Here is an 11,454-nt window from a genome sequence, read left to right on the forward strand (position 1 = left end):
GCTTCCTCAAGCCGTCGCCTTAGTTATTTTCGCCCACTGGCAGCGAGAAGATATAGCCCTCGCCGCGCACCGTGCGCAGGAATTTCGGATTGGCCGGATCCGCCTCGATCTTCTTTCTCAGCCGCATGATGCGGATGTCGACGGCGCGGGACGATTCCGGATCCTCGACGAAACCGATCGCCTCGGAGATCGCCGCCCGCGTCAACAGCCGGTTGGCGCGCGTCAGGAACACCTCCAGCACGTCGAACTCGCTCTTGGCCATGTCAATGACCGCGCCGTTGGCGCCGGTGACGAGCCTGCCGTCGAGATCGGCGTGAAAGGGTCCGAAGCTCACGGACCGGCGGCCGCCGGATGTTTCAGCCTTGGCCTTTTGTGGCTCGGTCGGCTCCGGAACGCGACGCAGCACGCTGCGCACCCTGGCCAGCACTTCGCGCAATTCGTAAGGCTTGACGATGTAGTCGTCAGCGCCGAGCTCCAGTCCGACGATGCGGTCGAGCGCGGTACCGGCGGCCGTCGCATAGATGATGCCGATCGGCATTTTCGAGCGCATCCAGCGCCCGAGCGACAAGCCGTCCTCGCCCGGCATGGCGATGTCGAGAATGGCCAGGTGGAAGGACTGCACTTCCAAGAGGTCGCGCGCCGCCGCCGCACTTTCGGCCGTGGCCACATCATAGCCGCTGGCGCCGAGATACTCGGCGACCGCGTCCCTCAGGTCGGGCTCGTCCTCGACGATGACAATTCGTGCACGCACGATGCTTTCGCTCCCGCTTTCAGTGGAAAGTAGATTGGGTATAAACATGATGTCCAGCACTCTTCTTGGGTTGCCGTATGCGGGGTAGAAAAACATGGCTGCACGATCCGTTATCGCGCTTGTTTCCGTCGCTGAAGTAATTGCCACCGATCTCGCCGATCATCTCGAGCGGCGCGGTCATGACGTCCGTGCGGCGCGACAGCCGTGGGAAGCCGAATCGCTGCTTTCGGAAAAGGGTATCGATGTCGTGGTTGTCGGCGACAGCGTCAGCCAGGCGGAGGGGCGAGACCTGCTCAGGCGACATGGCGGCGAAGGTGGCCCGGATTTCATCCTGATCTGCCGCCCGGCCGATCTGGTCGACAAGGTTCTGGCGCTCGAACTCGGCGCCGCCGACGTCGTCGAAAGCCCGCTCAATGTCAGGGAGCTTGCGGCTCGCGTCGGCGGCCTTCTGGCTCGGCGCGGCAGGAGCGCCGGGGAACTGATCGTGCTGGAGAACGCGACCGTCGATCTCCGATCGGCCATTGTCATGCACCGCTCGGGAACGGAAGAACAGCTGTCCCCCGGGCAGGTGGCGCTGCTCAGGCTGTTCCTGGCCAGCCCGCGCAAGGTGCTGACGCGGGACGACATCATCGCCGCCGCGCCCGCCGAAAATGCCGAAGCCTTCGATCGGTCGATCGATTCGCGCATCGTGCGGCTGCGCCGCAAGCTCGATACCGAAACCATCACCACCATACGGGGTGCCGGTTACCGGTTCGATCCGCCGACGCAATTCGCCGATTGAATGCAGGACAGCCACCCTTTTGTCTTGAGCATCGGGTTTTCCCAAAACCGGTTTCCACTTTGGGGTCCGATGCTCTTCAGCGCACCACGAGAAGCGACGGGCCGGACGGCATGTCACCGGTCGTACTGACCTCGCCGGCATGAGCACGTTCCTTCAACAGCACGGTGGCGAGGCCGGCAATGCCGAGCAGCCCCTGGACGTAAAGCAGGGCGGAAAGCACGGAAGCGGCGAATTTCGTTTTCATCCTGTTCGTTCCTCAAAATTGGAATTTACGGGCACTTCAGGGGAACCCCCGAAGCGCCCGCGCCGCCAGCGGAGCCCCCCGTTGCGGCGCGGGCCTTCGGTCCTCTCGGCTGCAAGTTGCCGGAGGCGCCGCGCATCCTCAACGGCCCTAAGCCGCCCCCGCCAGAGGGGCTTGAGCCGGTCGACGCGCAGGCTGGAAAGTGTCCAGATCAATCCAGGCCGTAGCGAAACAGTGTTGGCTTCCGATCGTTCGTTGCCCGCTGTTTTCGTTAGGTCAACTTTGCCTGTTCGCTGTATCCGGATCATGCCGCCGACGCTGCGCTTTGTTGCAGCTCGGTTTCGGAGTCAGGTGAATTCCTATCAAACGAAAGGCAATCGCGTATTGGCGCCGCGGTTTGGCCGATCCGCCTAGGCAAACACGCCACCCGTCATGACGACGTCGTGCGACTGCAAGCTGCTTTGCACGGACCTTTTCTGTTAACCAGGGGAAACAGAATCGAAACACAAACGAGCATCTTGCGAAATCGGCTTGAAACATGACGCCCCGATAAGCCGGTCATGAATTGCGCCGGCCCCGACCGGCAGAATAGGGGAGACATCATGTACACTGCCATTTCCGCCAAGCTCATCAACATCGCCGCCGCCGTCATCACCGGTACTGCCTTGCTTGTCAGTGCCGGCAACGGCGCAGCCCACGCCGCCGCCAACAAGATCGTCGCGCGTGTGTCGCTATCGCAGCAGACCATGGAAATTCTGGTCGACGGCCGGCCGACATTCGCCTGGAAGGTTTCGACGGGCGACAGGACGCACGTCACACCGACCGGTTCGTTCAAGCCGACCCGCATGCATGAAATTTGGTATTCGAAGAAATACGACAACGCCCCGATGCCGCATTCGGTGTTCTTCAACGGCGGCTACGCCGTACATGCGACAAGCGCCATCAAGCGCCTCGGCCAGCCGGCCTCGCATGGCTGCGTGCGTCTGCATCCGGACAACGCCGCCGATTTCTACCAGCTCGTCGAGGTCTTCGGCCCGGCCAACACCAGCATCGTCATCGTCAAATGAGCGATGCTGCTCTCGTCGCTCTCAAAAAGGCCGGAAATCCGGCCTTTTTATTGTACAATATCAGTACAATCTAATCCGGCATCGCCGGCATCAGCTTCGGATCCGGCTTTTCGGCGTGATGCGGCAGGTCCTTGCTGGCGATAAAGGTGTAGAACATCGGCACCACGAACAGCGTGAACATGGTTCCGACCAGGATGCCGGTGAAGATCACCAGGCCCATCGAATAGCGTGCCGCGGCACCGGCGCCGCTGGAGATGATCAGCGGCACCACGCCTAGCGCCATCGCCGCCGTCGTCATCAGGATCGGCCGCAGCCGCACCCTGGCCGAGGCGATGATCGCATCGCGCCGCCGCATGCCGTGCATTTCACGCTGCTGGTTGGCGAACTCGACCAGAAGGATGCCGTGCTTGGTGATCAGGCCGATCAAGGTGATCAAGCCGACCTGGGTGTAGATGTTGAGGGTGCCGAGCCCGATATTAAGCGGCACGATCGCGCCGAAGATCGAGAGTGGCACCGCCATCATGATGATCAACGGATCGCGGAAGCTTTCGAACTGCGCCGCCAGCACCAGGTAGATGACGAGCACTGCCGCCGCGAAGGCGATGATGATCGTGTAGCCCTGTTCCTTCTCCTGCCGCGATTGACCGGTATAGTCGATGAAGAAAGTGTCCGGCAGGCTCTCCTTGGCGATATCCTCGATCGCTTTCAAACCGTCGCCGGTGGTGACGCCAGGCAGCGGCAAGGCGGAAATCGTTGCGGAATTCAACTGGTTGAATTGCTCGATCGCCGCCGGCGACGCGTTGGTCGAGATCTTCACCACCGCAGAGAGCGGCACCATCTCACCCGAGACGCTGCGCACGAAATACTCCCCAAGTTTTTCGGGATTGTCGCGGAATTGCTGCGGCACCTGCGGGATGATGTCGTAGCTGTTGGATTCGCGGTCGAATTGCGCCACCTCGGCGCCACCGACCAAGAGGGTCAGCGTCCGGCCGATTTCGGCGATCGGCAGGTTGAGTGCCGCGGCGCGGTCGCGGTCGATCGTCACTGTCACTTGCGGCGCATCGTAGGACATGGAATTCTGCACGGCGAGGAAGCGACCGGAGGCCTGCGCCTTGTTCTTGATATTCTCGGCGGCCTCGTACACTTGGGAGGCCTCGCCGGTCGAGCGCACCACCATCGTGATTGGCAGGCCGCCGCCGGAGCCGGGCAGCGTCGGTGGTGCGAAGACGAAAGCCTCGACGCCTGCCACCTTGGCAAGGCGGGCAGTGATGTCTTCCTGAAGTTCCTTCGAGCTGCGCGCGCGCTCGGCCCAGTCCTTGAACGCAAAGCCGACGAAAGCGCTGTTGGTCGGGCCTTGGAACGCGACGGCGGAGAACCGTGCCCTGGTTTCGGGGATATCATTCACCAGCCCGAGAATCTGGTTCACATAGGTCTCGGTGTAGTCCGACGTCGCGTAACGCGGCGCGTTCACAATAGACAGCAAGAAGCCCTGGTCTTCTTCCGGCGCCAGTTCGCTCGCGGTCTTTGTGAACATGAAGCCGGTCGTGGCGACCAGTGCGATGACGATCATCAGCGTCACCGGGCGATATTTCAGCGAGCCGCTGACCAGCCGCTCGTAGACGTGTTCGACGCGCCCGAACGTGTTGTCGACAATGCGCTGGAAGCGGCTGTGCGAGCCGGCCCTCAGGATGCGTGCCGACATCATCGGCGTGACGGTTAGGGCGACGACCCCCGAAAGCACCACCGAGCCGGCAAGCGTCACCGCGAATTCGCGAAACAGTGCGCCTGTCAGGCCGCCGGTGAAGGCCAGCGGCGCGAACACCGCGGCCAGCGTTATCGTCATGGCGACGACGGCGGACGAGATCTCCCGCATGCCGTTGAAGGCCGCCTGCATCGGCGACAAGCCGTCTTCCTCCATGTGGCGGTGGATGTTTTCCACCACCACGATGGCATCGTCAACAACCAGTCCGATCGCCAGCACCATGGCCAGCAACGATAAAAGGTTGATCGAATAACCCAAAGAAAACAGCAGGAAACAGACGCCGATCAGCGACAGCGGAATGGTCACGATCGGCATCAGCACCGAGCGGAACGAGCCGAGGAAGAGCAGGATGACGACGATGACGATGGCGACCGCCTCGCCGATGGTCTTGAACACCTCCTCGATCGACGCGCTGATCTGCTCGGTCGAATCGTAGACGATCTCGATCGTCATGCCGAGCGGCAGCGTCTCCTGGATGGTCGGCACAATCTTGTGGATCGCCGCCGCGGTGGTCAGTGGATTGGCGGCGGGCGTCGGAAAGATGGCGAGAAAGATGCCGGGCTTGCCGTTGAACGTGACCCTGGTGTCGGTGCTCGCCGCGGCGAGCTCGACGCGGGCCACGTCGCGCAGCCTCACCACATTGCCGTCTTTCGAGCGGAGCGGAAGGGCAGCGAAAGCCTCCGGCGTCTGCAGGGTCGAGCGAACCGTGATCGAGGAAGCCACATATTCGTTTTCGGTATCGCCGGGCGCGGAGAGGAAATTCGATTCGTTGATGGCGGTCAGCACTTCCGCCGCCGTCACGCCGCGCGCCGCCAGTTTGATCGGGTCGATCCAGACACGCATCGAATATTCGGCGGCGCCGAAAATCTGCACGTCGGCGACACCTTCGACCGTCGAGATACGCGGCCGCACGACACGCTCGATATATTCGGTGAGCTGTTCCGGTGTCATGTTCGGATTCTGCATCGATATGTACATCATCGCGAACTGCTGGCCGGTGCCCTTGACGATCACCGGGTCTTTGGTTTCGTCCGGCAGATCGCCGCGAACACTCTGAACCTTCGACAAGACTTCGTTCAGCGCGACGTCGGGGTCGGAGCCGAGCTTCATCTGCACCGTCACGGTGCTGGAGGACGGCCGGCTCGACGACGTGACATAATCGATGTTTTCGGTCGAAGCGACGGCACGCGCGATCGGCGCGGAAATGAACCCCTGGATCAGGTCGGCGCTGGCGCCGGGATAGGCCGTGGTGATGGTGATGGCCGTTTCTTCAACCTCTGGATACTGCCGGATCGAAAGGTTGAAGATGCCCTGAAAACCCAGAAGCAGGATCATGCAGGCAAGCACGGTCGAAAGGACCGGGCGGCGGATGAAGAGATCGGAAAAGCTCATTGCTGGGCTGCCTGCTGGTTCGCCGGCTTGCTCGGATCGATCGTGTTGTCGACGGCAACGGACATGCCGTTGGAGAGCCGGTTCTGGCCGGCCGTAACGACTTCGTCGCCGGGCTGGATGCCTTCCAGGATCTCGACCAGGCCGGCGTTGTGGCGGCCTGGCTTGACGAACACCTGGGCGAGCACGAGCTGCGGCTTCTGTTCTTCCGCTGCCGGCTTGCCTTCCGCTGCCGGTTTGGCTGGGGTAGCGGCCGGCTTTTCTTCGGGTTTTGCCGCGGGTGCTTCGGCTGCGGGCTTGGCAGCATCTGCAGCCGGCTTTTCTTCCGGCTTTGCCTCGGGAGCCGCGCCGTTGGCTTCGGCGGGTTTGGCCGGGCGCACCACGAAGACGAAGTCGCCGTACAGGCTGGAAGTCAGCGCCGTCTGCGGCAGCGCCAGCACGTCGTTCTCCTCGGGCAGTTCGACGCGCACCTGGACGAACTGGCCCGGCGTCAGCTTGCCTTCGGGATTGCCGACCTCCGCCCTTACCGTCACCAGCCGGCTGGTCGGGTCGATCTTCGGATCGATGCCGCGGATGCTGCCGGTGAACGGCATGTCGCCGCCGCCGACGCCCAACCGCACCGTCTGTCCGATCTTCAGCTGCGGAAGCTGCTGCTCCGGCACGGTGAAATCGACACGCATCGTATCCATGTCCTGCAAGGTCACCACGGCGGTGCCGGGTGTGAGATACTGGCCAAGGTCGATTTTCGGAATACCGACAGTGCCCTTGAAGGGGGCGGTCAACTGCTTTTGGTCGAGCACCGCTTGCAGCTTGTTTACCTGCGCGGCGGAGACCGATGCTGCTGCCTGCGCCGTGTCGAGCGTGGCATCGGTGCCGACCCCGCGCTTCTGCAGCTCGAGAGCGCGCATCAGCGTCGTCTGGTCGGAGGTGGCTTGCGCCTTCGACGCGACGAGGTCGGCTCGCTCGACGGCATCGTCAAGCTGCAGCAGGACGGCGTTGGCGGCGACCTTCTGATTGGCATGGAACAGGATGTCCTTGACGATGCCAGCAGTTTCGACCGTCAGGTCGACGCCGCGTACGGCACTGACAGTGCCGATCGCCTCGATGCCGGGCGTCCAGGACATCGGTTTGACGATGACTGTCGACACGGTCGCGGCCGGCGGCTTCATGGTGGCGAAGAACTGTTTGATCGCATTGTCGCGAAACAGGTTGAAGCCGACGATGCCGCCGCACACCAGCACGAGCAGAATGAAGGCGATGATGAAGCGCTTGATCACGAACAGTTCCCTCGGCCATGGCCCAGCATAACGGTCGGATGACCGGAACACATACCTGTGACTGGTCCCACTTTCAAATGATGGCGATCTTACTGTACCGTCTGGACGGTCTTGTCAATTCCGCCTAAGCCAATGAACGGGGAACGATTGATGAAGGTCCGCAGAGCAAATTCGCGCGAAAAAATTCTCGCTGCTGCCGCCGCGGTAGCGCGCGAGACGGGTCCTGGCAGCCTGTCGCTGGACGCTGTTGCCAGCCGTGCCGGCGTGTCGAAGGGTGGTCTTCTCTACAATTTCCCGACCAAGGCGAAATTGATGCAGGCGCTGGTGGAGGATTATCTCAGCGCATTCCAACAGGCGCTGGAGGCCGCCCGCAAGAACAGCGGCAGCGGCGAGAGCCCGCTCGCCGCCTATATCAGGCTTTCGGCCGAGCATGCCGAGGAGACGAAGCCATCGGCATCCTGGATATTTTCGGCTATCGCCGAGGATCCCGACTTCCTGACGCCGATAAAATCGTTCAGGCGGCAGGTGTTCGAACGGCTGAAGGAGGAGACGCCGAACCTCAAGGCGCTGCTGATCTGCTATCTCGCCATCGAGGGACTTCGCAGCATGAATCTGTTCGGTTCGGATATTCTTTCCGCCGACGAGCGCCGGCTGCTGATATCGACCCTGCTGGAGATCGCGGAATAGTCTAGGAATACGCTGGCCGGGTTCAGTTGCTTCGACTGTCGGGATGTGGCTGGAGCGAGGTGCCGTCCACTTGGGGCAGAGTGAGCTCCACGCTTTGAACCTGCGTCTCGGTGCTTTCCGAAAATCGGTTCCGATTTTCGGGCCGATGCGCTAGAGCCTTTCGGGATTGAACCGAGCTGCCTTCAACCCGGAAAGGCTCCCACCGCTGCCCATGCCCCATCTTCCCGAGCATCTTCTCACCGGCTACCGCAGTTTCATGAGCGGCCGCTATCTCACCGAAAGCGGCCGTTATCGCTCGCTGGCGCGGGAGGGCCAGGCACCGGAAACAATGATCGTCGCCTGCTGCGATTCCCGTGCCGCGCCCGAAGCGATCTTCGATGCCGGGCCGGGCGAGTTGTTCGTGCTGCGCAATGTCGGCAATCTGGTGCCGCCCTATGCGCCAGACGATCAGTTCCACTCGACATCGGCGGCGCTCGAATTTGCGGTGCAGAGCCTCAAGGTCAAGAACATCGTGGTGATGGGCCACGGCCGCTGCGGCGGCATCCGCGCGGCACTCGACACCACGGCCGCACCCTTGTCGCCGGGCGATTTCATCGGCAGATGGATGAGCCTGATCGCACCTGCGGCCGAGACCGTATCGTCGAGCACCTTCATGACCGCGACCGAGCGCCAGACGGCGCTGGAGCGCATCTCGATCCGTTATTCCATCGCCAATCTGCGCACCTTCCCTTGTGTTTCGATCCTCGAAGGCAAGGGGCGGCTGTCGCTGCACGGCGCCTGGTTCGACATCTCGACCGGCGAGCTTTGGGTGATGAACAAGGACACAGGCGATTTCGAGCGGCCGGAGACGGAGTAGGAGACGAGGGCATGATGCGAGCTCGGTTCGCGTTCGCGGCGGCGGCACTACTGTGCTCAGCAAATGTTGCCAGCGCCGACGATAGCGCGATCATAGACCGCTGGTATTCGGCACTGCTGGTCGCCGACCGCACCGAATTGTCGGACCTGCTCGCCGACAACGTCCGCATCAAGCTCGACGACCTCGGCGTCGTGCAAAGCAAGCAGGAATTCATCGCCTCGATCGCCGAGTGGCAGGGCGCCGTCGCCGGGGCCGAAATCCGCCACCGGATCGAGAAGACGGAGGGCGGCGTCACCACTGTGATCGCCTGCTATGATTTTCCCAGCAACGACATGCTGATGCAGGAGACTTTCGCGGTCGCCAACGACCAGATCAGCGCCAGTTCGCAAGCCGCGATCGCCGAAAATTGCGACGGTTACTGACGGAACCATGAACGGGACCCGCTGTTGCGCGCAACCGGCCGGCGCCTTACATCGGTGACGATTCATCTTCTCCCGCCACTCAGCGAAAGTTTGCCCATGCCGTCCACCGTCGACCTCGCTGCCCATCCGCTGACCGCATGGCAAGGGCCGCTCGGCCTGCCCGATTTCACGCGCATCGGCGATGGCGATTTTTCTCCGGTCTTCGACGCGGCCCTGAAGGCGCATGAAGCCGAGATCGAGGCGATTGCCGGCAACACCGGGACGCCGACCATCGAAAACACGCTTGCCGCGCTCGAGCTTGCCGGCGAGGCTCTCGACCATGTCTCGTCGATCTTCTGGTGCCGCGCCGGCGCCCACACCAACGAGGCGATCCAGGCGCTGGAGCGCGACATCTCGCCGAAGATGTCGCGGCACTTCTCGGCAATCTCGATGAACGAACGCCTGTTCGCCCGCATCGACCACCTGCATCAGCGCCGCGATGCTTTGAAGCTCGATGCCGAAACGCTGCGGGTCTTGGAAAAGACCTGGAAAAACTTCGTTCGCTCCGGCGCCATGCTCGACGCCGAAGGCAAGAAGCGGCTGGCCTCGATCAACGAGGAATTGTCGTCGCTCGGCACCAATTTCGGCCAGAACGTGCTTGCCGACGAGCGCGACTGGGCGTTGTTCCTCGACGAAGCCGACCTTGCCGGCCTGCCGGAATTCCTGAAGAGCTCGATGGCGGAAGCCGCCGAGATGCGCGGCCAGAAGGGCCGCTACGCCGTCACTCTGTCGCGTTCGATCTACGAGCCGTTCTCGACCTTCTCAGAACGCCGCGATCTGCGCGAGACAGCGTTCCGCGCCTTCATCATGCGTGGTCAGAATGGCGGCGCTGCCGACAACACGGAAGTGGTGCGCGAGATGCTGCGGCTGCGCGCCGAGAAAGCGAAGCTGCTCGGCTATGCTTCCTACGCCGCATTGAAGCTCGACGATACTATGGCCAAGACGCCGGAGGCGGTGCACGCGCTGCTCGATCCGGTCTGGGAAAAGGCGGTGGAAAAGGCCGCAAGCGACCAAGCCGAATTGCAGCGGCTGGCGGCCGAGGCCGGCAGCAACGAAAAATTCGCTGCCTGGGACTGGCGCTTCTATCAGGAGAAGCTGCGCGCAGAGAAATTCGCCTTCGACGAGGCCGAGCTGAAGCCGTACCTGCAGCTAGACCGCATCATCGACGCCTGTTTCGATGTGGCAACACGATTGTTCGGCATTTCTTTCGAAGAAAAGAAGGGCATTGCCACCTGGCATCCGGACGCTCGGGTTTTCGTGGTGAAGAATGCCGACGGCAGCGAGCGCGGCCTGTTCCTTGCTGATTATTTCGCGCGACCCTCGAAGCGCTCCGGCGCCTGGATGAGCGCGCTGAAATCCGGCTACAAGCTTGGCGATGGCTCCAAGCCGGTCATCTACAACATCATGAACTTCGCCAAGCCACCGGCCGGCGAGGCAGCCTTGCTGTCGGTCGACGAGGCCAAGACCCTGTTCCACGAATTCGGTCACGCGCTGCACGGCATGCTGACCGACGTTACCTGGCCATCGGTCGCTGGCACCTCGGTCAGCCGCGATTTCGTCGAGCTGCCTTCGCAGCTTTACGAGCACTGGCTGACGGTACCGGCGGTGCTGGAAAAACATGCGCTGCATGTCAAGACCGGCAAGCCGATGCCAAAGGCGCTGGTCGACAAGATGCTGGCGGCGCGCACCTTCGGCGCGGGCTTCGCCACGGTCGAGTTCACTGCCTCGGCGTTGGTCGACATGGCTTACCACGCGCGGCCGGATGCACCGGACCGGCCGCTTCGTTTCGAAGCCGAAACGCTGGAACGGCTTAACATGCCCGACACCATCGCCATGCGTCACCGCACCCCGCATTTCGGCCACATCTTTGCCGGCGACGGCTATTCGGCCGGCTATTATTCCTACATGTGGTCGGAAGTGCTCGATGCCGACGCCTTCGCCGCCTTCGAGGAGACGGGCGATCCGTTCAATCCGGCGCTGGCCGAGCGGCTGCGCAAGAACATCTACGCCGCCGGCGGCTCGAAGGACCCCGAAGAACTCTACACCGCCTTCCGCGGCAAGATGCCTTCACCGGAAGCAATGATGGCCAAGCGCGGACTGGTGTGATGCGTGCCCGCTCTTGTCACGGTTCTCTTCCATCCTGATTGATGTCGGCCGTCATGGCGTCGGGTTGCGCCCCGCC

10 protein-coding genes are annotated in these 11,454 nt (G+C 62.4%); 6 read left to right on the forward strand and 4 right to left on the reverse strand.

Translation table 11 applies throughout. The features are described from left to right. Positions 1-19: 19 nt before the first annotated feature. Complete coding sequence (locus NKJ17_RS23960; protein ID WP_254817757.1) at positions 20-799, reverse strand: response regulator; 780 nt, start codon at positions 797-799, stop codon at positions 20-22. Between the two features lie 46 nt (positions 800-845). Between NKJ17_RS23960 and NKJ17_RS23965 the strand changes: the two genes are divergently transcribed. Further along, the gene (locus NKJ17_RS23965) at positions 846-1,532 is read left to right on the forward strand and encodes a response regulator transcription factor (protein WP_292663715.1); all 687 of its coding nucleotides are present in this window, start codon (positions 846-848) and stop codon (positions 1,530-1,532) included. Between the two features lie 76 nt (positions 1,533-1,608). Here NKJ17_RS23965 and NKJ17_RS23970 read toward each other — a convergent pair whose 3' ends face one another. Beyond that, positions 1,609-1,776, reverse strand: a complete 168-nt coding sequence (locus NKJ17_RS23970; RefSeq protein ID WP_254817759.1) for a hypothetical protein — start codon at positions 1,774-1,776, stop codon at positions 1,609-1,611. A 599-nt stretch (positions 1,777-2,375) separates the two neighbouring features. Here NKJ17_RS23970 and NKJ17_RS23975 point away from each other — a divergent pair. Further along, entirely contained in the window at positions 2,376-2,840 is a 465-nt protein-coding gene (locus NKJ17_RS23975; protein WP_254817760.1) for a L,D-transpeptidase, read from the forward strand. 70 nt (positions 2,841-2,910) lie between these two features. Here the strand turns inward: NKJ17_RS23975 and NKJ17_RS23980 are convergent, their stop codons facing one another. Together NKJ17_RS23980 and NKJ17_RS23985 are read right to left on the reverse strand one after the other, a co-directional pair. Further along, positions 2,911-5,994: an efflux RND transporter permease subunit gene (locus tag NKJ17_RS23980; protein WP_352690248.1), complete on the reverse strand. Its 3,084-nt coding sequence runs from the start codon at positions 5,992-5,994 to the stop codon at positions 2,911-2,913. After that, on the reverse strand, positions 5,991-7,268 hold the full coding sequence (locus NKJ17_RS23985) for an efflux RND transporter periplasmic adaptor subunit (RefSeq protein WP_502900501.1): 1,278 nt from the start codon (positions 7,266-7,268) through the stop codon (positions 5,991-5,993). The genes NKJ17_RS23980 and NKJ17_RS23985 overlap by 4 nt, the downstream gene beginning before the upstream one ends. 150 nt (positions 7,269-7,418) lie before the next feature. Here NKJ17_RS23985 and NKJ17_RS23990 point away from each other — a divergent pair, with 150 nt between their 5' ends. The 4 genes from NKJ17_RS23990 (at position 7,419) to NKJ17_RS24005 (ending at position 11,378) form a co-directional block, all read left to right on the forward strand. Further along, positions 7,419-7,955 (forward strand): TetR/AcrR family transcriptional regulator, encoded by a 537-nt coding sequence (locus NKJ17_RS23990; protein WP_352690250.1) that lies wholly within the window; start codon positions 7,419-7,421, stop codon positions 7,953-7,955. Positions 7,956-8,166: 211 nt separating this feature from the next. After that, positions 8,167-8,811 (forward strand): carbonic anhydrase, encoded by a 645-nt coding sequence (locus NKJ17_RS23995; RefSeq protein WP_352690251.1) that lies wholly within the window; start codon positions 8,167-8,169, stop codon positions 8,809-8,811. Positions 8,812-8,825: 14 nt separating this feature from the next. Then, positions 8,826-9,233, forward strand: coding sequence for a nuclear transport factor 2 family protein (locus tag NKJ17_RS24000; RefSeq protein ID WP_352509095.1), 408 nt, complete (start codon positions 8,826-8,828; stop codon positions 9,231-9,233). A 90-nt stretch (positions 9,234-9,323) separates the two neighbouring features. Next, entirely contained in the window at positions 9,324-11,378 is a 2,055-nt protein-coding gene (locus NKJ17_RS24005) for a M3 family metallopeptidase (RefSeq protein ID WP_352690253.1), read from the forward strand. Positions 11,379-11,454: the final 76 nt, after the last annotated feature.

This window comes from Mesorhizobium sp. M0208, assembly GCF_040322015.1.
Classification (GTDB): Bacteria; Pseudomonadota; Alphaproteobacteria; order Rhizobiales; family Rhizobiaceae; genus Mesorhizobium.

Coding starts and splice junctions, on each gene's coding strand:
- NKJ17_RS23980 (WP_352690248.1), bottom strand. CDS start 5,994: ATGAGCTTTTCCGATCTCTTCATCCGCCGCCCGGTCCTTTCGACCGTG.
- NKJ17_RS24000 (WP_352509095.1), top strand. CDS start 8,826: ATGCGAGCTCGGTTCGCGTTCGCGGCGGCGGCACTACTGTGCTCAGCA.
- NKJ17_RS23975 (WP_254817760.1), top strand. CDS start 2,376: ATGTACACTGCCATTTCCGCCAAGCTCATCAACATCGCCGCCGCCGTC.
- NKJ17_RS23990 (WP_352690250.1), top strand. CDS start 7,419: ATGAAGGTCCGCAGAGCAAATTCGCGCGAAAAAATTCTCGCTGCTGCC.
- NKJ17_RS23995 (WP_352690251.1), top strand. CDS start 8,167: ATGCCCCATCTTCCCGAGCATCTTCTCACCGGCTACCGCAGTTTCATG.
- NKJ17_RS23965 (WP_292663715.1), top strand. CDS start 846: ATGGCTGCACGATCCGTTATCGCGCTTGTTTCCGTCGCTGAAGTAATT.
- NKJ17_RS23970 (WP_254817759.1), bottom strand. CDS start 1,776: ATGAAAACGAAATTCGCCGCTTCCGTGCTTTCCGCCCTGCTTTACGTC.
- NKJ17_RS23960 (WP_254817757.1), bottom strand. CDS start 799: ATGTTTATACCCAATCTACTTTCCACTGAAAGCGGGAGCGAAAGCATC.